The organism is Arthrobacter sp. NPDC058130 (genome assembly GCF_042884475.1).
GTDB lineage: Bacteria > Actinomycetota > Actinomycetes > Actinomycetales > Micrococcaceae > Arthrobacter.
Genome location: NZ_JBHVTV010000012.1, coordinates 86,784 through 107,916 on the forward strand (window position 1 = coordinate 86,784; position 21,133 = coordinate 107,916).

General features: G+C 63.8%; 18 protein-coding genes. 8 read left to right on the top strand and 10 right to left on the bottom strand.

What is annotated here, in order from left to right:
- Positions 1–78 precede the first annotated feature (78 nt).
- Together ACFVTM_RS18155 and ACFVTM_RS18160 are read left to right on the top strand one after the other, a co-directional pair.
- Entirely contained in the window at positions 79–1,005 is a 927-nt protein-coding gene (locus ACFVTM_RS18155) for a VOC family protein (RefSeq protein ID WP_390205212.1), read from the top strand.
- A gap of 288 nt (positions 1,006–1,293) precedes the next feature.
- Positions 1,294–1,443 (top strand): hypothetical protein, encoded by a 150-nt coding sequence (locus ACFVTM_RS18160; RefSeq protein ID WP_390205214.1) that lies wholly within the window; start codon positions 1,294–1,296, stop codon positions 1,441–1,443.
- A gap of 902 nt (positions 1,444–2,345) precedes the next feature.
- On the opposite strand, the gene ACFVTM_RS18165 is transcribed toward ACFVTM_RS18160, so the two are convergent.
- From ACFVTM_RS18165 to ACFVTM_RS18210, 10 genes are all read right to left on the bottom strand, one after another.
- On the bottom strand, positions 2,346–3,620 hold the full coding sequence (locus ACFVTM_RS18165; protein WP_390205216.1) for an amidohydrolase family protein: 1,275 nt from the start codon (positions 3,618–3,620) through the stop codon (positions 2,346–2,348).
- 33 nt (positions 3,621–3,653) lie between these two features.
- Entirely contained in the window at positions 3,654–4,109 is a 456-nt protein-coding gene (locus tag ACFVTM_RS18170) for a GAF domain-containing protein (RefSeq protein ID WP_390205217.1), read from the bottom strand.
- A gap of 26 nt (positions 4,110–4,135) precedes the next feature.
- Positions 4,136–5,638, bottom strand: a complete 1,503-nt coding sequence (locus ACFVTM_RS18175) for a helix-turn-helix domain-containing protein (RefSeq protein ID WP_390205219.1) — start codon at positions 5,636–5,638, stop codon at positions 4,136–4,138.
- Positions 5,631–6,713 (bottom strand): DUF917 domain-containing protein, encoded by a 1,083-nt coding sequence (locus ACFVTM_RS18180; RefSeq protein ID WP_390205221.1) that lies wholly within the window; start codon positions 6,711–6,713, stop codon positions 5,631–5,633. The genes ACFVTM_RS18175 and ACFVTM_RS18180 overlap by 8 nt, the downstream gene beginning before the upstream one ends.
- On the bottom strand, positions 6,710–8,029 hold the full coding sequence (locus ACFVTM_RS18185; RefSeq protein WP_390205222.1) for a methylhydantoinase: 1,320 nt from the start codon (positions 8,027–8,029) through the stop codon (positions 6,710–6,712). Before ACFVTM_RS18185 ends, ACFVTM_RS18180 begins: the two co-directional genes overlap by 4 nt.
- 83 nt (positions 8,030–8,112) lie before the next feature.
- Complete coding sequence (locus ACFVTM_RS18190; RefSeq protein WP_390205224.1) at positions 8,113–9,096, bottom strand: ABC transporter permease; 984 nt, start codon at positions 9,094–9,096, stop codon at positions 8,113–8,115.
- A gap of 10 nt (positions 9,097–9,106) precedes the next feature.
- The gene (locus ACFVTM_RS18195) at positions 9,107–10,633 is read right to left on the bottom strand and encodes a sugar ABC transporter ATP-binding protein (protein WP_390205226.1); all 1,527 of its coding nucleotides are present in this window, start codon (positions 10,631–10,633) and stop codon (positions 9,107–9,109) included.
- Positions 10,634–10,727: 94 nt separating this feature from the next.
- Positions 10,728–11,750 carry a sugar ABC transporter substrate-binding protein gene (locus ACFVTM_RS18200; RefSeq protein WP_390205227.1) on the bottom strand — a complete coding sequence of 341 codons (1,023 nt, stop codon included), beginning with the start codon at positions 11,748–11,750 and terminating at the stop codon, positions 10,728–10,730.
- A 23-nt stretch (positions 11,751–11,773) separates the two neighbouring features.
- A complete protein-coding gene (locus ACFVTM_RS18205; protein WP_390205228.1) occupies positions 11,774–13,447 on the bottom strand; it encodes a hydantoinase B/oxoprolinase family protein in 1,674 nt (557 codons plus the stop codon).
- A gap of 10 nt (positions 13,448–13,457) precedes the next feature.
- Positions 13,458–15,509, bottom strand: a complete 2,052-nt coding sequence (locus ACFVTM_RS18210) for a hydantoinase/oxoprolinase family protein (protein ID WP_390205230.1) — start codon at positions 15,507–15,509, stop codon at positions 13,458–13,460.
- 469 nt (positions 15,510–15,978) lie between these two features.
- On the opposite strand from ACFVTM_RS18210, the gene ACFVTM_RS18215 reads away from it, so the two are divergent.
- The 6 genes from ACFVTM_RS18215 (at position 15,979) to ACFVTM_RS18240 (ending at position 20,971) form a co-directional block, all read left to right on the top strand.
- A complete protein-coding gene (locus ACFVTM_RS18215) occupies positions 15,979–16,359 on the top strand; it encodes a UBP-type zinc finger domain-containing protein (RefSeq protein WP_390205232.1) in 381 nt (126 codons plus the stop codon).
- A 43-nt stretch (positions 16,360–16,402) separates the two neighbouring features.
- On the top strand, positions 16,403–17,224 hold the full coding sequence (locus ACFVTM_RS18220; RefSeq protein ID WP_390205233.1) for an MBL fold metallo-hydrolase: 822 nt from the start codon (positions 16,403–16,405) through the stop codon (positions 17,222–17,224).
- A gap of 93 nt (positions 17,225–17,317) precedes the next feature.
- Positions 17,318–18,856 (top strand): CoA transferase, encoded by a 1,539-nt coding sequence (locus tag ACFVTM_RS18225; protein WP_390205234.1) that lies wholly within the window; start codon positions 17,318–17,320, stop codon positions 18,854–18,856.
- A gap of 447 nt (positions 18,857–19,303) precedes the next feature.
- Positions 19,304–19,894, top strand: coding sequence for a molybdopterin-dependent oxidoreductase (locus tag ACFVTM_RS18230; protein WP_390205236.1), 591 nt, complete (start codon positions 19,304–19,306; stop codon positions 19,892–19,894).
- Positions 19,895–19,904: 10 nt separating this feature from the next.
- Positions 19,905–20,642 carry a ferredoxin reductase gene (locus ACFVTM_RS18235; RefSeq protein ID WP_390205237.1) on the top strand — a complete coding sequence of 246 codons (738 nt, stop codon included), beginning with the start codon at positions 19,905–19,907 and terminating at the stop codon, positions 20,640–20,642.
- Positions 20,639–20,971 carry a DUF6510 family protein gene (locus ACFVTM_RS18240; protein WP_390205239.1) on the top strand — a complete coding sequence of 111 codons (333 nt, stop codon included), beginning with the start codon at positions 20,639–20,641 and terminating at the stop codon, positions 20,969–20,971. The genes ACFVTM_RS18235 and ACFVTM_RS18240 overlap by 4 nt, the downstream gene beginning before the upstream one ends.
- Positions 20,972–21,133 lie beyond the last annotated feature (162 nt).

The window sequence follows — 21,133 nt, forward strand, 5'->3', positions numbered from 1 at the left end:
GCCCGGCGGCCAGCCGGGCGGCAGGACCCTCACCCGATCAGCGTTTAGCCTTATCCATGGATACAAAGGAGTAATCCCATGTCTTTGCACCGTCTTACCCGCGTGGTGATGGGCGTTCCCAACGTGGACGAAACTGCCGCCTACTACGAGGAATTCGGTTTGGACCCCTTGGGCAACAACTCGTTTGGAACCCGCGACGGGGGCGAGCAACTGAAGATCGTCCACGCACCGACCCGGCGCCTCGTTGAACTCGGCGTCGGCGTGGACAACGATGATGACGTCGCCAAAGTCACCGCTCAGATGAGCCGCCTCGGTGTCCCGATTAGCCACAACGGCTCTGAGCTCCTCGCCCAGGAACCGATCTCCGGATTCACCGCCCGCATCCACGTTGCGCCTCGCATCGCCCAGGAAAAAACTCCCGCCACGCCCTACAACGGACCAGGCCGGACCGACCGCTTCGGCCGGGCACCCGGCGTCGTGCGTGAAACCCGCATCAAGCCCCGCAAACTGGGCCACACCGTCATCGGAACCGTGGACCTGGCCGCAACCATGAAATTTTTCACCGAAGGTATCGGCTTCAAGGTCAGCGACTACGTGGGCGATAAAGGCGCCTTTATGCGCTGCTCCGTTGACCACCACAACGTCCTGGCCCTGGCCGCCCCCGTGAACTTCCTCCACCACACGTCTTGGCAGGTCGATGACATCGACGACGTCGGACGCGGAGCGAAAGCCATGCTCGAGAACAACCCCGAACGCCACATCTGGGGCCTCGGACGCCACCACGCCGGCTCCAACTTCTTCTGGTACCTCAAAGACCCCGCCGGGAACTTCTCCGAGTACTACTCCGACATGGACTGCATCCCCGAAGACGAAATCTGGACCCCCGAAACCTTCCACGGCGCCCAAGGCCTCTTCAGCTGGGGTCCGCCGCCACCGCCGTCGTTCCTGGAACCCGATGACCTCGCAGCCCTGATGACCGGAACCCACGCACCCGCTTCCGCCTAACACGCAGGCCCCCTACCGACCATCGGTCCTCCGTGTCCATGCCCGCTGATGCCTTAGTCCCTGCCCGTCGCGTCACATCGGGCAACTCTACCCGCGGGATCCAAGAAGGAGAGCGAATGAAAACGGACACAACGCTTCGCGGGACAGCACCCGGGGCAAAACGGTCAGGGCCATCGGGCGTAAGCCGGAACTCTGTCCACCCACTGCCGGCCAGGAGAAGTCAGCCTCTGCTGATGACTCAGTGGACTCTGGCGTGAAGAGTTCGTCGAGCTGAGGCGCGGAGGACGTATGACGGCGGCCGGCTGGGCTGATGAGCTCACTCCAGACGGCACCGTCATCTGGATCTGCCTGACGGGTGGAATGGGCCGGATGATGATTCACCGCGACGACGGGCTCGATATCTGGCGCGTGGACTCCCGCATCGTTCAGGGCCGCTGACCACTACGACCGACGGAGGCTGACCGAACGTAAGCGCCCAGAGCGTCGGCGCATAGTGCGCCTGGCCCGGAGCGGCTGACCAAGGTCTCCGCGTGAATGCGTCCCGCTCCCAACCACTGCGCCCGCGCAACACAATTCGAAGGAGAGACGCGATGTCCACAAATGTTGACCGTCCAGCAGCACAGCTAGAGGTAGCACTGAACCAAGACACCGGAGCCGGACAAGCCGGCCAGGACCCTGATAGCAAGGAGCTGACTTGTTCCCCTTGGCTCGGACTTCACTACCGGGCAGAACAGGGCTAGCCACTCAAATGATCCGGCAGCTAGTCGACCCTGATCTGTCGATTGCGCCCGACTCCCTTAGGCATCTCCAATTGCGATCGTATTTGAGATGCTCGAGGGTGGCGCCAACGCTGGTCCGGATACATACATAACGGACACGGATCATGAGACAGGAAACGCCGGAGTTGAGATTAGCCGCCACGACATTCGCACGAACGGTCGTCTATGGACAGACAGATTCATTGAAAACCCCGAGGTTCTGGACCACATGATTAGCAAACTGCGGCCGTAGAGACGGCCGATGGCGCCAGGTCAACGCAACTAGAACGTGCGGATGGGATTCAACCGGTATTTCCGTCCAGCGCGACAAGGTCGTATTCGGCCGACTGCAGAGCGGGAAGGTTTGCTTCCGGTTCGGTGATGTACGACATCACCCGCGCCCAGTCCAAAGGAAGGAAAGACTCCCTCACCAAGGATGAACGCAACGCGCAACGCGATAGTATCGCCGGGCGGCGCTACGCAGAATTCGACAGCGCCGCAGCACCCCTGGAGACCGGCCGGGGCGCTCCGCTTGACCTCGATAACGCCGACTTGATCGGCCGTGAATTGAGACCGGGTGTGTCAAAGGACAGGAATCTCCAACGGCACGTTTGGGACGGCCGGAAGGCCTGGTGAGGAGGCAATGCGCCCGGCCTTGATGACTGCGCGGTTCCGGCTCTCGTCCCAGAGCACAGAGGGATCCTCGAATGGATTGCCGTCCAGTATCACCAAGTCAGCGCATGCCCCCTTCGCGATGCGTCCCAGGTCTTTCCGTCGGAGGAGTGCCGCGTTGGTCGATGTCGCGGAGCGGAGTGCCTCGTAGACGCCGAGCACTTCGCACTGCAGGCGAAGCCCGGTCAGCTGTTCATCCTCGAGTTCACCCATCAGGTCGGTGCCGAAACCAATCCGGACGCCGGCTTCCCGCGCCAGCATGACGGCCTTCTTGCCAGCGGCCAGTACTTCCTGGTTCTTGGCAGCACCTACCCCGGTGAGTCCGATTTCCGTTCCGCGGCGACCCATGGCGTCGTACGTTACCAACGTGGGCACAAGATACACGTCGTACTCGGCCATGAGGAGGGCGGTTTCACTATCCAGTAGGTTGCCGTGTTCAATGCACCGAACCCCGTTCACGACGGAATGGCGGATCGCTTCTGGCGAGTAGGCATGCGCGGTGGCGTAACTGCCCCGCCGGGATGCCTCTTCTGTGACCGCGCGGATTTCCGCCGCGCTGTACTGCGGGACACGTATAGGGTCGGCCGGCGAAATCACTCCTCCGGAGGTCATGAGCTTGATGGCGGTGGCGCCGGTCCGGAACCTGTGCCGCACCGCCCGCAGCAAGTCCTCAACGCCATCCACGACCTGGCACATGTGACCGCCGTGAAAGCAGCTTCCATCGTTTGCAGCGCGGATGTCACCGTGGCCACCCGTCTGGCTAAATGCGGGGCCGGTAAAGAAGTAGCGGGGACCAGGGTGCAATCCTTCCTCGATGGCGGCTGCAAGGCCTACGTCGCCCCCGGCCACGTCCCGGACAGAGGTGAAGCCCCTGGCGAGCGCGGCCTCCAGCCTGCGGGCACCAGCCAGCGCCGAATAGCTCAAAGGTCCGGTTTCGTTCAGGGCCGAGGTAAGGCTGAGCGCGTAGGCGTGGAAGTGGGCATCGATGAGGCCAGGAATCACCACCCGGCCACCCGCGTCGAGTACGGTTCCGGACCCGGCGCCGGCACTGTCTTCTTCCAAGATGCCTACGGCTGTGATCCTGCCGTCGCGGACAGTGATGGCGCCGTCCACGAGTGCAGGAGATTCGCCGTCGAAGATCCTGGCGTTCAAAATGGTCAGGTTTCCCTGAAGGTTGGGGATCACGCGGAGCGTTTCCTTCCTGTTGTAGGGCGCAGGCTAGCTGGTTGCTGCCAAAGCGTCTTCGAGGAGCTGGACAGACCGCCTCGCAACCTCTAGCGCGGCGTCCACTGAGGACTGGTCATAGCTGCCTTCGGGCGCCAGGAAGTTCATGGAGCCGATGGTACGGCCGGCGCTCACAACCGGGACATTGACAATCGCGCCGCACCCCAGCGATTCAATGGTTCCGGAGTCGAAGAAGAAGCCCCTGACCGCTTCCCTGTCAGGGCCCAGGAATGGCTGCTGGCCGATGAGGACCTGTTCTAGCCACACGGGATTGGTGTCCCCCGCGAGGGTCTTCTTTCCGCCGACGGGGTAGACGTCGGGGTGGGTGGTGTAGATGCGCGCCATGCTGGTGCCTTCGTCGGCGAGGACGGACGCGGTGAAGAGACGGACGCCGACCGTTTGCCGGGCGGAGGCGTAGGCGTCGTCGAAGGATTCAAACTGGGAACTCATGGGAGTCCTTTCTGGTTTGGTGTGGATTAAGGGAAAGTTGGTTTCTCAGGTGCTCGTGCCCGCAGCACAGCGAGGACTAGATGGACGGACAGCAGCTCGGACGGATTGTCGAGCGGGACGCCCAGTTCCCGTGCACGGGCCAGCCGGGCCTGGAGGGTGTTGCGGTGCAGATCGAGTGCCGCCGCTGCAAGGCTGACCGAGCCCCGGTGGTCAAGGAAGCCTGCTACCGCAGCCACTATCGCCTCCCGGTCAGGAGATGCCATCAGCCGCGGCAGGGTAAGCTCAGCCACCAGTGCTACGGCCTCCTTGTCGACGAACGTGGTGGCCGCCGCTACGCCCAGGCCGGCGAAGTTCAGAACCGTACCCTGTCCTGCTGACCGGGCGGACACAGCAGCCAGCCGTGCCTCCCCGATGATGGCCGGAAGCGGGGGAGCCTCCTGCGCCCAGCTGGACAAGCCGGCAACCAGGCCCAGCTCGGCCAGTGCAGGCTGGAGCCGTGCCCTGAGCCGGAGTTCAAGCTGTGCAACAACTGCCTGGTGTGTGGCCGGAACAAGTGCCAGCCAGCCGCCGTCGACCTCCGCCAAAGGAATGCGCGCAGCGACCTTTCGCCAGAGCAACCTCAGCACCGCCGTCAAGTCGCTACCTGCATGTGCCCCACTGCGGCAGATCCATACAGCTGCGTAGCATTCGTCGGGGCGCCAGCCAAGCTGTGACAGGAGGTATCGATGGTCTTCCTCGAAGGCCCGCCCGGAAGAACCCGGGCCAAGGTTTAGCCCGGCCAGTGCCGCGGTGGGAACAGCGCGTCCAGCGTCTCGGGAGTTGCCCAGCAACCATGCGGCCTTTACGGAAGGGGACGCCACTTCGAGGATAGAACGAACCAGCCGCAGGTTATGCACCCCGGAAGTGGGTAAGCGGGCGGTGAGGGCGGACGGGCCGGCGGTGCCGGCAGCGCCAAGGTCAACGGCGATGACCTCTGCCGGATCCCGCGGGGCGATGCCGGCTGAGGCGAGGACGATGCCGTCGTATTCCAGTGAGACGCCCACCCCGTCCAGTTCCCCGGATATGGTCTTGAGGACATCGCCGAGGGAAGTGTCCTTCGCGACGGCGCGGGCGAACCGGGCGAGCTCGGCATCCACCACGGACAGGGCAGCGCCAATTTCGGCGGCCAAGGCCAGCGCGACTCCTGCCGGGTCTCCTTCCGCCGCTAGGAGGGTGATGCCCAGCCGTTCAGCCAGGCCGATGACCGCGCTGGAATAGGCGCTACCGGCCACGACGACGGCGCTGGCGCGGCGTTCCCAGGCATGCCTCAGCGCCGCAGATACAAGCCATCCACCCGCGCCCATTTCAGCGGCAAGGACCACAACAGTGTTCGGCCGCACCCGTTGGATGGCCTCAAGCTGGGAGACCAGGACGACGCTTTCAATCAGCGCGCTGGCCGGGGTGAGGTACAGCGGGGCCGTGTCGCGCAGCGAGCCGTGCGCCAGCAGGGCTGCAACGTCGAGCCGGGTGTCCTTCATCGACCTACCCATGGCGCCGCCTTGGATGCCTGATAGGAATACCGAATGCGGCCGGTTCGGCCAGGTCCAGTCCTGCTTCTGAATACCATTGCGGTGCTGCGTCGAGTTTGAGGACATCCACGACGTTGCCTACCCTGAGGTCGTCAAGGTTTGCCACGGATCCGTGCTCGGAGTTGACCAGTGTCACCATGTCGGGGACGGCAGCGGCCACGGAACCGTCCACGAGCACCAGCAATATCTCATTCTGGATCTCCAGCCGGATGATTTGCCCGGTACTTTCATCCTCCAGGGTCACACTGGACGGTTGGGCGGGGAGCCCCAGGTCAGTAGGGCGGGAAAGGCCTTCGATGTGGGTCACCCGCGCCCGTGCAATCCGCGTCACCCCCAGCAGGTCGGCAAGTGACAGGAACTTGTTCTCCGCCGAGGTTTCGGCGTCGAGGATCTGTCCTATCTGGATCATCCGGCTGATGGAGCCATGGACTCCGTGCTCCGTCAGCTGCCGCGCAGTGCATGGATACATGACGGTGGCGGCCCAGCCGCCGAGCTCAGTGACGAGGGCTCGGACCAGCGTCTCGGCGCGCCGGGGATCATCCGCCTCCACCAGGGCGCGCTCGCCGGTTACACCCATGAGCGCTACGGGGCCGATGGCCACCCCGCCGATGTTCAGGGTCGTCTGGCTGATGAGGGGGAAGACGCGGCCCATGGGGTCGGAGTCGATCACTGGAAGCGAGGACTGCAGCCCAACCATGAGCGGAACGATTCCGTTGATGTTGGCGGCGGCGAGCGAATAGATGGCCCGCACCTTGCGGCCGAGCCTCGTTTCGATCGCGTCGATGCAGCCTGTGAACTCGTCACCCACAGGAGGCATGTCAGCGATGAACAGGCCTTGAGTCACCATACCGACCGCCACCACCAGATCCTCAGGGGCGAGTTCATCTGCGGTGATGAGCTCCACGGTCCGGCTCTGCATGGCTTCCTGGATCATGCCGGCGTAGACGTGGATGGCGGTGGGATCGATCGCGCAGGCCAGGAAATGGGCGCCGGTCCGTAGGTGCCCCACGTCTTCGCCCGTGAGCACGCTGATCATGCCGGGGCTCCCACGCCTAGTGCGGCCATCGATTGTTCCTCCGAACTGGAAGTCCCACCCGCGGCCTGGACCCGGATGCGGACAATCTCGGGATTCCCGTAGGGCATGGCGAAGACGTTCGATTCGATGATGCGGGGGTCCGTGGGGCCGGCACCCAGCTGGACGGCAGCTGACCGGGCTTCCTCCTCGGCGCGGTGCTGCACCCGCTGCAGGTCGGCCCGTCCACTGACCCTTTCAAGCCTGTCGATCCAGGCTGTCAGCGGTGCCGCGGCACAGCCTATGAGGCCCAGATCCCGGGCACCAGGAAGTGTCGCCACCAGGCCGTAATCAGGCGGGGTGTCCTGGGTGGTGCGGACGTCGGCCACCACGGACGGGATGTCGGGCCGGACGGGATGGTTGGCGGTGTACGGTTCCGCGACGGCGGCGTTGGTGGCGAGGCTTGCCTCATAGCCTTGTCGGATGCGGCTTTGTGCAACAGGAAGACCCCGGCGCACGTTCCCTACGCTCACACCCTCATCAGTGCAGACCACTATTTCCCCGTCACTCAGCCCGCCCAAAGTTGCAGCACCCAGGATCGCCATTGCGGGTTCCGGGCGGAGCGCGTGCACGGGAGCCACGGCCAGCCGCGCGAGAGGTGCCCGTCCGCCGTCGTTCCTGGCATAGGACAGTGTGGCGGCGGGGAAGTGGCGCTGCCCCGCCTCTTCCAGCATGGCCGCCAGCTCTTCGCCGGATTCCATCAGGGCACTATTAAGAATCGCTGTGTAGTCACGGTCGCGGAAAACGCTTGAGTAGAAATCGCTGGAGATGCTGATTCGCATGTCGCTGTTGTTGGACAGGATGGCATCCGCGATGCGCGTTTCGTGCTCCGGGGACGCGGTGGAACCGACTGCGGTGATGGCAACGTTCCGCAACGGCCCGGACAGGATGGAGGGCAATTCCGCCAGGAACGCTTTCAGGTCCAGCGGCGCAAGGGGCCGTCCCCGCAGGTCGTGGCCACCGCGGACATGCATGCTCCTGGTGACTGCGGGCTCAATGAGCGCCGGCAGGCTAGTGTTGTGGAACCGATCAGCTGGAGGGCGGGGAGAGATGCGGATAGCGACGACGTTCCCTGGCTGCCCAGCGGCGAGTACGCGTCCGACGTCGGCCGTTACGGCCGTGATCCGGTTCCCTAACCCCAGGCGTAACGTGTGCAGCACCCGGTCCAGCGCTTCAGCCAGGCTGCTGGCCTGCAACTGTTCGGCCACAGAGACAACGGTGCGTCCCTCCAGCACCAGCGCCCGGCAGCTGCTGCCCTGGAGCATCAGTCCAATCCGCATTGACGGGCCTCCTGCTCAACTTGCTGCCGGGCGCCTGCCCCGCGATGCATCCATGTCATATATCTAGGGTCCACCCTGGACAGTCATCTGGTGGCTTTGCGGAAGAACAATCCGTCAGCTGCAACTGCCACCAGGATGAGGACGCCTGTCACCACCTGCTGGTAAGTGGTATCCCAATGCAGCAGGTTGAAACCGTTGCTGATGACGGTGAGGATCATGACTCCCACGAATGCCCTCCACATGGCGCCCTGCCCGCCCAGGATGCTGGTGCCGCCGATGACCACGGCGGCGATTGCGGTGAGTTCGATGCCGATGGCCATGGCCGGTTGGGCCGAGCCGGCACGCGAGGCCAGAATCATCCCTGCCATTGCGGAGCAAAGGCCGCTGATAGCGAAGACCGCAACGTGGATTGAACCGGTACGGATGCCGCTAAGACGGGCGGCTTCCTGGTTGCCGCCTACCGCGTAGATCCTGCGTCCGAAGGTGGTGCGCCAGAGCACAACTCCCAGCACCAAGGTCATCGCCAGCATCAATACCGAGCCGGCAGTGAGGCCGAAGACACTGGGCCAGGTCCAGGTTTGGAAGGATGCGAGCTGGTCAGGCAGTGGTGCGACAATAGCGCCGCCGGTGATCACAATGGCCAGCCCCCGGTAAATGATGCTTACCGCCAATGTTCCGATGAACGAGTTGACCTTCGTGCTGACCACGATTAGCCCTGTAACAGTCCCCAGAAGGGCACCCACCAGCAAAGCTCCGAAGAATCCAGCGGCAACGCCGAAATGCTGCGTGAGCATCACGCCCGAAATGGCGGAGACCGCGAGGGTGGCAGTTGAGGAAAGGTCAAATACCCCGCTGATGATGCACAGTGTGGCTGCCGCGGCGAGCAGCCCCACCACGGCGGCCTGGTCAAACAAGTTGATGAAATTGCGGCCTGTGAGGAACGTTCCGGTGTTCAGGGACAGGAACAGCATGATGGCTGCTAAGCCAAAAACGATCCCGAAGTCCTTGAGATTTAGATTGAATTTTTTCTCTGCCGCCGCGGGCACGGCAACTGACGTTGTGGTCATTTGGGTTCACCTATTTCAGGAAAGCGGAAGTCATGACTTCATCGCGGGAGGCGTTTCGGTCGAACTCGGCGACAATGCGCCCTTGCCTCATGACATGGATACGGTGGGACAGGCCGAGCACTTCCTCGAGCTCGGAGCTGACGACGATGACTGCTGTACCCTTCGCAGCCAGTTCAACAATGATGCTGTGGATCCGTGCCTTGGCGGCGATGTCCACTCCCCGGGTTGGTTCATCCACCAACAGCACCGCCGGAGGGTTCAACAGCCATTTGGCGAAAAGCGCCTTCTGCTGGTTCCCGCCGGAAAGGTCCGCTACGGGTGACCCTGGCCGGGCGCCGCGCAGGTCAACGGATTTGCTGACGTCTTGGACGGCCGCCTTCTCCCGCTTTCCACGGACAAAGCCGGCCCGTGACCGCGCAGACAGCGTCGGGAGTGCAATGTTCTCGGCGGCCGGCCGGGACATCACCAGGCCCTGTTCTTTCCGCGACTCCGGAATGAGCGCAATGCCGGCCTTCATGGCGTCCCTGATGGAGCCGGTGCGGATGCGGCTGCCGTTGATTTCGACATGGCCGCCGGTGGTCCGGTCTGCACCGAAAACGGCGAGCAGCGTTTCGCTGCGGCCGCTGCCCACCAGCCCTGCGATGCCCAGAATCTCCCCGCGACGGACCTCAAGGGTTATGTCGTTGACCTTGGTGCTGGTCAACCCGACAACCCGGAGAACCGTCTCAGCTTGGGACTGAACCTGTGGAACTTCGGGGAGGAGGAAATCGACGTCCCGGCCGACCATAAGCCGCACAAGCGACGCCGGCGTATGGCCGTCGGCGTCTTCGGTGACGATGTGCTGGCCGTCGCGCAGAATGGTCACCCGGTCCACCAGTTCCAGCACTTCCTCCAAATAGTGGGAGACGATGAGGACTGTGGTCCCGGTGCGGGCCAGCCTCTTGATTACGTGCAGGAGCTTTTCCTTCTCAGCCTCATTAAGGACCGCTGTGGGTTCGTCCATGCACAGCACCTTGGCTCCGCGCGCGAGGACTTTCAGGATTTCCACCTGCTGCTGTTGGCCGATCGGCAGGTTTCCCACCGTTGCCCGCGGGTCCAGCTCAAAACCGGTCTCTTCCAGCAGCCGGGCGAAATGGTCACCGTCCTTGTTTGGGCGGAGGAGGCTGCCGTTGTTCGACCACCGGCCCAGGAAGACATTCTCCAGCACTGACAGGTTGGGGATCAGCGCCAGTTCCTGGGTGATAAGGGAGATCCCGTGGGAGATGGCGTCCCGTGGCGTTGTGATCCTGACCGGGTTTCCGTCCAGTTCCATGGTGCCGGAGTCCGCCATGACGGCACCGCCGAGGATTTTCAGCAGGGTGCTCTTTCCTGCGCCGTTTTCCCCCATGATGCCGTGGATTTCCCCGGGGGTTACCGACAGTGTGACGTCCTTCAGCACCTGGGTGGCACCGTAGCGTTTGCCGATGCCGGAGACGGTGATATCCGGGGCGGGTCTCCGGTTTGCGTGCTCGCGTTCTTCCAACTGTTGTATAGCCATGTTGACCTCTGGAAATGGAAGGGACTTTAGGGCCAGGGTTCCCGGGGCCGAAGCGGTGAGGCGCGGCCCCGGGTTGCCGGCGGGAGGGGCTGGGCTAGTCCGAGTACTTTGAGACGTAGTTCAAGGCATCGAGTGCCTCTTTGGTGCCCTTGCCGTTGTTGGGGGACAGGCTGGCTTCGTCGATGGCAGTTTCCACCTGCTTGCCCCGCGCCTTGGCGAGCCCCAGTTCGGTGGCCTTGGCGCCGTTGGCCACGACGTCGCTGACGTAGATGGAGAACCATTTACCGGACCGGACCGCTTCCACATTGGAAGCGGATGCACCGTTGCCGATGAACTTGATGTGACTGTTCCCGGCGGCCGCGGCGGCCCCCGTGATGGCCTGGGATGCACCAATCACCACGTCGACATCGGGGTTCGCCTGCGAGATGTTCTGGAATGCCTGGCGGCCGGTGTCCTGGGTGTACCCGCCTTCCACGCTGGCCACGAGTTTGATCTTCGGATCGGTGGCCAGTTCCGCCTTCACCGCATCGGTCCGGGCGTTATCCAGAGGCAGGGACTTGAAGCCTTCAAGGTAGGCCACCTTGCAGGTGTCGCCCGGCACTGTGGCGCAGGCTTCCTTGCCCATCTCGCCGAGCACCTTTCCGTTGCGGGTGGGGAGGTCGACGATGCTGATGCCCCCAGGGATCTGGGGCTGGATTGTGTCGAACTTTGGCCCAATGACGGAGAACTCAACAACCACCGTTATGCCCGCCTGCACCGCCTGGGTCAGAGGTGCGATGAGGGCCTGGTTGTCATTGGCCTGAACTACGATCACCTCGAACTGCTTGGAGGTTACGGCATCCTGGATTTGCTGGACCTGTGTCTGGGCGCTGAAATTGGAGTCCACGAAGGTGGCGCTGGCGTTATTGGCCTTGGCTGCCTGCTCCACGCCGAGGTACGTGCCCTGTGCAAAGCCGTTGGATTTGGCAAAACCGAAGAATCCAACGTTGAGTTTCTGGTCTGCACCGGCAGCCGCTGCTTGTGTGGTGCTGCTTTGGGCGGGCGGGGTGCATGCGGAGGTCAGCATGGCGAGGCTCATGAGGGCAATCGCTGCGGCTGGTCGCTTGGTGATTTTCACGATCAATCCTTTCTGGCGCGGCGTTAGTAGCCGTAGTGGGTCTTGGCGAAGTCCTCGGTGATGAAGCCGTTGACGATGTCGTACTCAATGTCTTCCCGGGTACGCTTGGAGACATCGCCGAAACCCCCGCCGCCGCCGACGGCTAGGCGGACGACATCGCCGGCCTTGACTTTCCGTGCGTTGGCTTTCAGCGTCCGGACTTCATCGTGGCGACCGGGATTGATCACTACTTCCGGGCCCTGGGCGTCAGAACCGCCGAAGAGGCCCCATGCCGGTGTCTTGGACCTTTCGAACCACAGGCCTACCACGCAGTCGGCGAGGAACTCGTATTCACGGATAACTCCGTTGCCGCCCCGCCACTGCCCGGGGCCACCGGAGTTCGGCCGGATGGAGTACTCGTTGATCCGCAGAGGGTACCGGGTTTCCATCATCTCGATGGGCAGGTCCTTGAGTGATCCGTTGACGTTGTTGATCATGGCGGATTCGCCGTCGGTGCCCTGCCAGGCGCCCCAGCCGCCCAGGGTGGCCTCCATGCTGACGAAGTTCCGGCCGAAGCGGGGATCGAAGCCGGCCGCGGTGATGATCATTGAGTCGCCGTGGCTGGCGCTGGCTACGCGGTCAGGCATGGCCGGCGCCATTGCCTTGGAAACCAAGTCGATCAGCAGTCCCAGATGCGAGAAGTACCACTGGCACGGTGCAGGTGCCACGGCGCCGAGCACTGAGCCGGAACGAACCTGGGTGGTCAGCGGGCGGAAGGATCCGCCGTTGGAGTTGGAGTCCGGGCTGACCAGGAGTTTGTACCCCACGCGCAGGGCGGAGACGGCTTGGGCTGCCCCGCAGTTGACCGGCCCCATGGTCTGGTCAGCGGAGCCGGTGACGTCGAAGTCAACAGTGTCGCCGGCAACAGTTATTTTCAGCCTGATGGGGATGGGCGTGTCCAGGTTGATGCCGTCGTTGTCCAGCACGCCTTCGGCTTCATAGACGCCGTCTGGGATGTTGCGGACGGTTTCGCGCTCGATCTCCTCCGTCTGCCGGAAGATCTCATCGCGGGCGGCGTCGAGCTGCTCCATGCCGTACCGGGCCACCAGTTCCTTCATCCGGGTTGTTCCCATCCGGAGTGCGGCGATCATCGCGTGCATGTCGCCGATGGTCTGGTAAGGGAAGCGCACGTTTGTCCGGATCAGGTCCACCACGGAGGTTTCAATCCCGGCCTCCATGAGCTTGACTGGCCCCATGCGGAAGCCTTCCTGGAATATGTCAGTGGCATCCATCGAGCCGCCGACATCCTTGGACCCCATGTCCATCCAGTGGGCGCGGGTGGCGGCGAAGCCAACCACGGAGCCGTCATCGAATATCGGCGCGAAGATGGTGACGTCGTTCAGGTGCGTTCCGCCGAGGTAGGAATCGTTAAGGATCCACACGTCCCCTTCCTGCCAAACTTCCCGCCCGTAGAGCTCCTCCACAGCGATGGAACAGGTCTCCAGGTTGCCGAGGAACAGCGGAAGCCCGGCGGATTGTCCGAGTACGCGGTGTTCGGTGTCGAGCAGCGCCACGACGCAGTCCCCGCCCTCATAGAGGATGGGTGAGTAGGCGGAGCGGATAAGGGTCGCGTTCATGTCGTCCGCGGCGCTGGTGAGCGCATTGCGGATGATTTCAACGGTTACCGGGTCTAGGGTTTTGACTGCAGTGATTGTCATTTGTGGTACCTCAATTTCCTTCGGCGTCGTCAATGCGGATGACCAGGGAACCGAACTCGTCGACCGTGACGTTGAACCCGGGCGGAACCACGGTGGTGGCGGTCTGCTCCACGATGATTGCGGGACCTTCAAAGGTGTGCCCGGCGGCCAGATCGTCGCGGCGCACCACGGTGGTTTCGTGTTCCACGTGGTCAAAGACCACTCGGCGCATTTCGTGCTTGAATTCAGGGCTCTGTGCTGTTGCGAAGAGCGGTGCCTCCAGCCGGCCCAGGTCGCCCACCGCCTGCATCCGCAGTGCAACGATCTCGATTGGCGCTCCGGGGTTGGAGTGCCCGTAGCGTTCGTGGTACATGGCGGAGAAGCGGGCCGCCAGTTTGGCGACGAAGTCTTCTGACTCGGATTCGTCGGCGGAAGTTAGAGGAACGTTGAGCGAAAATTCCTGCGACTGGTAGCGAACGTCCACGGAGGGACTGGTCCGGCGGCTTTCCTCGGGGACCCCCTCGGAAACGAGGGACCCCAGTCCCTCTACCTCCATGCTTCGCAGGACGCCCGCCATGTCGGCGACGTCGATGTCCTCATCCAGGTAGAAGTAGGGTTCGGAGAAGTCCTTGCGGATGTTCGTCTGCAGCATGCCCCACGCCGAGAACGCGCCTGGGAATCGAGGAACCACGGTTTCGGGTATTCCGAGCTCCTTGGCGAGGAACACGGCGTGCATGGGCCCTGCGCCGCCGAATGCGACGAGGGCAAAGTCGCGTGGCTCGATGCCGCGGGAGATGGTGATGGTCCGGATTGCCTGGGCCATCTGGGAGTTGGCGACATCGCAAATTCCTTCCGCCATGGCGATCGGGTCCAGGCCGAGCTCGTCTCCCACTGTCTTAAGGGCCGCGATGGCCGCTTCCCGGTCCAGGGCAACCTGTCCGCCTGCGAACCAGTCGGGGTCGACCCGGCCGAGCACCAGGTTGGCGTCTGTGACGGTGGGCTCGGTGCCTCCGCGGCCATAGCAGGCCGGCCCGGGGGTGGCGCCGGCTGACCGGGGACCTACCCGTAGGCCTCCGGCTTCGAGCCATGCGACAGAGCCGCCGCCGGCACCGACTGTGTGGATGTTGACCACGCTCATGAGCATCGGCAGGCCTTCGAGGTGGGCCTCGGTGGATACGTCGGGTTTGCCGTCGACCACCAGGGAGACATCGAAGGAAGTGCCTCCCATGTCAACACCGATGAGGTTGCGGTTGCCGGAAACGGCGGCCAGTTCGACGTCACCCATCGCACCACCGACCGGTCCGGACAAGAGCGTCTGGAGGGGACGCTTGCGGGCTGACTCCGCAGTGAGCACGCCGCCCGAGGACTGCATGATGTGCAGCGGAGCCTCCACGCCGCGGTCGGCGAGCTTCTCTTCGAGGTCAAGGAGGTAGTTGCGGACCACGGGGCCTGTGTACGCCTCGACGACGGCGGAAGAAGTGCGCTCGTATTCGCGCCATTCCTTCGCTGCTTCGTGGGAAAGGGAGACAGTGAAGTCTTCGCCGAGTTCTTCGAGCAGGATTTCGCGGGCACGAAGTTCGTGGGCCGGGTTCTTGTAGCTGAAGAGGAATGCAACGGCCACGGCGCCGTATCCTTCGTCCAGCGCACGGCGGGCCGCTTGGCGGACGGCCACTTCATCGAGCGGCCGGATTTCTTGGCCCTGGGCATCGAGGCGTCCGCCGACACCGATGACGTCTTTCCGGTCGACCAACGGAGCGGGCTTGCGGTATTGGGCGTTGTAGAGCTCCAGGCGGGGGCCCCGGGCGATGTGGTAGGAATCCTCGACGCCGGCCGTGGCCAGCAGGAGCACGGAAACACCGCGGCGCTCAAGGAACGCGTTCAGTCCCTGGGTGGTGCCGTGCACCAGGAATTCGACGTCGGAAAGGTCGGTGACAATCGATTCGAGTCCGGCGATGACGCCGGCACTGAGGTTGCCCGGTGTGGTGGATGCTTTTGTTGCCTCATATGTTCCCGCGGCCTGGTCGTACGCCACGATGTCCGTGAATGTGCCGCCGATATCCATCGACACCCTGTAGTTCGGCATGTGTATCTCCTCATGGTTCTGGGGTAGAACTTGGTGTGTGACAAATCACGGTAGGTGGTAGGGGTGCTTCCCCAGTGTGCGCTGTGCACAATATGCGCCACTCCATCAGGGCTGATTGCCTATGCTTGCGTTGAAAGGCCTCGTGTGGAGCCAATTTGGCAGTCGCGAACGCGGAACAATATTTTTCGGCGGGTGGAGGTTGACACAGGGAAAGTCTCATCGCGCGGATCCTTCAGACCTCCGCCCGACGGCCCCTTCGATACCGCCTCCGTGCCCATCCGAACGTCGCAGAAGCTCATCATGCCGACCTGATTGAAGCGGTCTGACCAACGGCAGGCTTGGGAGCGAGAAGGCAGGCGCGGACCGCGCTGCGCTCGAGACGGATCTCCGGCGGGCTGCTGCATCCGCCTGCCCGCGGCCGGTAGGGCCGCCCCCTCCCTTGGGCGTGCCGGCCGGCGTAGAGTTGGCCTTGTTCCACGCTTCTCCGAGCGAGGGGGCGGCCATAGGCGATACCTCCGGCACCGAGGTTTCGGTGTTGCCGAACGGGACCGGCTGCGTCGAATGCGAAGCCGACGGCGGCTGGTGGATGCACCTGCGGCGGGGTGCCCGGTGCGGCCACATCGGCGGCTGCGACAATTCGCCGTCCCGGCACGCCACCGCACATGCCCGCTCCACGCGGCACCCGGCCATCCGCACTTTCGGGCCAGGTGAGGACTGGTTCGGGGACCACCGCAGCTCCACCTATTTTGACGGCCCGGAACTGGCACCCCCGGCACATCATCCGCTGGACCAGACGGCCCCGGGCCCGGCCTCACGGGTGCCTGCCGACTGGGAGGAACAGTTGCATTAACACCGGGGGGAGCGGTGAAGGTCACGGAGAGGAATCGATCGACATGGCATCCGAGCTGGGCTTCAACGTTTTCGCCGCGCCGGAGAAGCCTGTGGTGGGGGACAGGCCACGGCCGTTCGGGCCGCCGATGGCCTGGGACCCGATGACTTCGACGCTGATCTACGGCGAGAGCGACGCGGTCCTGGTGGACCCGCTCACCACCGTCGCCGAGGCTGAGGCGCTGGCCGCCTGGGTCAAGCTTCACCACCGCAACCTCACGACGATCTACATCACCCACGGTCACCTCGACCACTTCGGGGGTCTGAGTGTGCTGCTGCACCACTTCCCCGGGGCGCGCGCCATCGCCACGCCGAAGTCGGTGGAGCTGGCGCGCGCACAGCCGGTGGCGGTCTACCGCAAGCTCCTGCCCGGCCAACTGCCGGCCGCGATCACGCTGCCCGAGCCCTACCCGGAGGAGGTCTTCCACGTGGAGGGCCACGAACTGCGCATCATCGAGCAGGGCCATACCGACGCCGCCGATAGCACCTCCCTGTACGTGCCCTCGATTGACCTCGTCGTCGGCGGGGACGTCCTCTACAACCAGTGCCACCAGTACGTCGCCAAGCTCACCCCCGAGATCGGCGAGAACTGGATTGGTGCGCTGGACCGGCTGGCGGCGCTGAACCCGAAGACCGCGGTCGCCGGGCACAAGAAACCGGGCGCCCCTGACACGCCGGAGGCCATCGGGTGGACGAAGCGCTACCTCACCGACTTCAGCCGCCTGAAGCAGGAGACCTCCGAAGACAGGGAGCTGTTCGACGCCATGGGCCGACTGTACCCGGGCTGGGCCGCCCACCAGGCGTGGCTGATGTTCGGCCTGGCCTAAACAGCCCCCACCCAGATCATCACGGGCGCGACGCGGAGGCGGGTAGGCCCGGTTGTCTAACGGAACGCGGACGCATCTAGGAAAGGACCAGCAATGAACGCCAACGGCAAGGGAACACCAACATCGGGCCTCACCGACCAGATCAGGCATAGCGTCAACAACCCTCTCACTTCTACCGACTTCGACTTCACCGCAGTCCTCGACCATGTACTCGGCACTGTCGGTCTCAGCGTCCAGGACGCTGGTGGGGACGTGCGCTTCTACGGCGGAGCCGACCCGTTGATCGCCAGTCCGTTCCTTTTCGCGTCTGCGGCTGCGGTAGCACTCGGCGCCAAGGGTGTTGCTGCTTCAGCGATCTGGCGCGACCGCGGCGGCAGCGGCCAGGACATCGCCATCGACATTCGGAGGGCGTTCCAGCGGTTCTCCGGATTCGCGGACGGGCGCTGGGAACAGATCAACGGCCGGCCGCCATCGCTCAAGTGGAACAAGTACAACCCGTTTGGCGAAGTGCCGTTCTTCCGGGCGACCAGGGACGGGCGGCATGTGGTTGCGCTCAATGTCTACCCGGGGCTGCACCAGAAGGCCCTGACGTTCCTGGACTGCGCGGACAACGCCAAGGCGATCCACGAGGCCATCGCGAAGCGCGACGCCGATGAGCTCGAGGAGGCGGCCGCTGATGCCGGCATCATCATCGCCAAGGTGCGATCGACCGAGGAGTTCTTCCAGGAGCAGCAGTACCAGCAGGTGCTGCAGCACATGCCGCTGATTTCCGTCGAGAAGATCGCTGACGGCGACCCGCAGCCGCTGGCAGCCGGTGCGTCAACGCCGCTGGGAGGCATCCGGGCCTTGGGAATGGGGCATGTCATCGCTGGCTCCGGGATCGGCCGGGACCTGGCATCGTTCGGGGCCGATGTCCTGAACGTGTGGCGCCCCGACGACAGCGAGGTCGAAATGTTTTACTGGGACACACAGGTAGGCATGCGGTCGGCGTACCTGTCCGATACCGGCGATGATCGTGCCAAGCTGGACGAGCTCTTGCGGGAGGCGGACGTGTTCTTCTCCAACCGTCACCCCGGCCACCTGGAGCAGGTCGGCCTGACCGCCGACAAAGTCGCCGTCGGCCACCGGGGTCTGATCCATGCGCAGGTGCTGCTGCACGGCGCCGAGGGGCCGTGGGCGACCCGCCCGGGATTCGACGAGATCGGTGCTTGCGTCAGCGGGATCTTCGCTCTCGGCGGCACCCTCGAAGACCCCAAGATGCCACCGATGCTGCCCATCGTCGACAACATCGTCGGCTGGTTCGGCACGGTCGGGGTACTGGAGGCGCTCCGCCGCAGAGCCGTCGAGGGCGGCTCCTACCGCGTCCGGGTCTCACTCACCCGCGTCTGTCTCTGGCTGATCTCCCTGGGAATCTTCGACAAGGAGTTCGCTGCCACCACAGCGGGAAGCACCTCGGAACACACGGCCATCCCGCCCGAGCTGTTCACCGCGAAGACCCCGCTCGGCACCTACCAGGGAATGACCGATCAGATCGAATTCTCTTCACTTCCGCAGGGATTCACCACCACCGTGCTGCAGCCGATGGGCGCGGATCAGCCGGAATGGTTGCCGCGGGCAACACGTCCGGCCTGATCCGCGAGGCCCGCGGGCGCGGAGACTCAGGGCGGAATGACGGCGCTCAGCAGACACGATTCTCCGGGCCGTGAGGACTGCGGCATTTCTCTGGGTGCATCAAACTGGTGTTGGCTAGTTGGTAGTGTCGGTTCGCTAACGAAAGATCCGGCCCGCATCGCTGCAGCGCGCGAACCCTGCAGGGCCGAGCCACTGAGCCTCCGGCAGGTCATTGAAACCGCCTGTCAGGAGTGTGGACATCAACGGTAGGGCATTGGACTTGAAAGATGGGGCCTATGGAGGTGTCCAGAGGTGCCTCAAACGGCACTCGACGCAGTGCGACGCCCTGGTTTTCGTTCGGCGTCCTGGCTGGGTCCCGTTGATGCCTAGACCACGCCCGGACGTTGCCCTATGGTTGGGGCATCAACGGCCGTTGGGCCGGGTGGAGCTCCACTGCGGAGGTGCATCATGGGTATCATTTCTTCGGGTTTCCGTGGACGGCGGTCGGAGAATCCTGCACTGCCTCCCGGGCAGCATGAAACGCAGGACTTTCCCGTCCTGACGGCGGGGCCTGCTCCGCTTATCCCCATCGGCGAGTGGGAGTTTTTCATCACCATGGAGAACGGCCGGCGGCTCTCCTGGTCGTGGAATGAATTCTTGGCCTTGCCGCAGGAGGAAATCACGAAGGACATTCACTGTGTGACCAGTTGGTCAAAACTGGGAACGGTGTGGCGTGGCGTTTCGCTGGACACGTTCTTTGAAAACGTCGAAACGACCAGCGACTTTGCCACGGCGCATTCCTTTGGCGGTTACACAACCAATGTTCCGCTGTGGGATCTGTTGGGCGGCAAGGCGTGGGTGGTGTGGGAATTCGATGGCGAACCGCTTGCGCGGGCCCACGGCGGACCGGCGCGGCTTCTGGTGCCGCATTTGTATTTTTGGAAAAGCGCCAAATGGATCCACGGCGTGGAACTGACAGGGGAGGACGTTCCGGGTTTCTGGGAATCGAATGGCTACCATCTTCACGGGGACCCCTGGCGCGAGGAGCGGTACTCGTGAGGCACTTGCTGTGAGCACGGCATGGCATGTCGCTGAAGTGGTTGGCGGGGCCCCGGAAAACGCCACGGCCCGGACCATTCGGCTGCGCGTGGATGGCTTGATGGGACAGCTGGCCGGCCAGCACATTGACATCCGCCTCACCGCCGACGACGGGTACACCGCGATCCGTTCGTACTCGGTGGCATCCGCGAGTACGGATGAGCATCTGGAAATCACCGTTGACGAGCTGCCCGACGGCGAAGTGTCGCCCTACCTTGTCCGGGACCTGGCCGTCGGGGACCGGTTGGAAATCCGGGGGCCGGTGGGCGGCTGGTTTGTCTGGCGGCCCAGCAGCGGGAACCGGGTGCAGCTGATCGGGGGAGGATCCGGTGTGGTGCCACTGATGTCGATGATCCGGGCCCATCAGGCTTCCGATAACGCGTCCCCTTTCAGGTTGCTTTATTCCCTCAAGTCCCCCGAGACTTCGCTTTACCGGGACGAGCTGCGCCGATTGGATCAGGAATCAGCCAAGTTGATGGTCGACTACGTCTATACGCGTTCGACGCCGGAGGGCTGGCCGGTCCCGCCGGCGCGGCTTACGTCGGACACCCTGTTGGGCAAGATCTTTCCACCTGAGGAGAATCCGGATGTGTTTGTCTGCGGTCAAACGGTTTTCGTGGAGACCGTTGCGGACTGGCTGGTGATGGCGGGCTATGCGCCGGGCTCGATAAAGACCGAACGGTTTGGCGGGACGGGAGGTATCCGGTGAGCGGCGCCGACGACTTTGCTGTCCCGGACTCGGAAGACCAGGACATTGCAGCATCAGCCCATGACCCGATCCCGCACGTGGACGGCAACGCCACGGCCGGCGCCCTGTCCGAAGTGTTCCGCATCGACATCATCGCGGCGCTCGGACGCTGCAGGCATTGCGGCTCAGTCAGGGCATTCGGCGAGGCCATGGTCTTCACCGACGCGCCCGGCATCGTGGTGCGGTGCCGCGACTGCCAGGGCGTGCTGCTGAGATTGGTGGAAACACCAACCCACTATTGGTTGGACCTGAGCGGCCTCAGCTACTTGGAGATCGACCGCGAGGACTAGGCCCCGGGAGCGCTGGCCCTGCATTACGTGACGCTGGCAGGGGGAGTGGGTTGCCGTGGCTGGCTTGCACTCATTGATGTCTCGACTGTTCATGGCCACTTACCCGGGTAAGCGCATGACCGTGCGCGACTTGTTGGCGGGTTCTGCCCGGCGTGACTGAGG

Coding starts and splice junctions, on each gene's coding strand:
- ACFVTM_RS18225 (WP_390205234.1), top strand. CDS start 17,318: ATGAACGCCAACGGCAAGGGAACACCAACATCGGGCCTCACCGACCAG.
- ACFVTM_RS18185 (WP_390205222.1), bottom strand. CDS start 8,029: ATGCGGATTGGACTGATGCTCCAGGGCAGCAGCTGCCGGGCGCTGGTG.
- ACFVTM_RS18155 (WP_390205212.1), top strand. CDS start 79: ATGTCTTTGCACCGTCTTACCCGCGTGGTGATGGGCGTTCCCAACGTG.
- ACFVTM_RS18160 (WP_390205214.1), top strand. CDS start 1,294: ATGACGGCGGCCGGCTGGGCTGATGAGCTCACTCCAGACGGCACCGTC.
- ACFVTM_RS18195 (WP_390205226.1), bottom strand. CDS start 10,633: ATGGCTATACAACAGTTGGAAGAACGCGAGCACGCAAACCGGAGACCC.
- ACFVTM_RS18230 (WP_390205236.1), top strand. CDS start 19,304: ATGGGTATCATTTCTTCGGGTTTCCGTGGACGGCGGTCGGAGAATCCT.
- ACFVTM_RS18175 (WP_390205219.1), bottom strand. CDS start 5,638: ATGGGTAGGTCGATGAAGGACACCCGGCTCGACGTTGCAGCCCTGCTG.
- ACFVTM_RS18190 (WP_390205224.1), bottom strand. CDS start 9,096: ATGACCACAACGTCAGTTGCCGTGCCCGCGGCGGCAGAGAAAAAATTC.
- ACFVTM_RS18210 (WP_390205230.1), bottom strand. CDS start 15,509: ATGCCGAACTACAGGGTGTCGATGGATATCGGCGGCACATTCACGGAC.
- ACFVTM_RS18170 (WP_390205217.1), bottom strand. CDS start 4,109: ATGAGTTCCCAGTTTGAATCCTTCGACGACGCCTACGCCTCCGCCCGG.
- ACFVTM_RS18205 (WP_390205228.1), bottom strand. CDS start 13,447: ATGACAATCACTGCAGTCAAAACCCTAGACCCGGTAACCGTTGAAATC.
- ACFVTM_RS18180 (WP_390205221.1), bottom strand. CDS start 6,713: ATGATCAGCGTGCTCACGGGCGAAGACGTGGGGCACCTACGGACCGGC.
- ACFVTM_RS18220 (WP_390205233.1), top strand. CDS start 16,403: ATGGCATCCGAGCTGGGCTTCAACGTTTTCGCCGCGCCGGAGAAGCCT.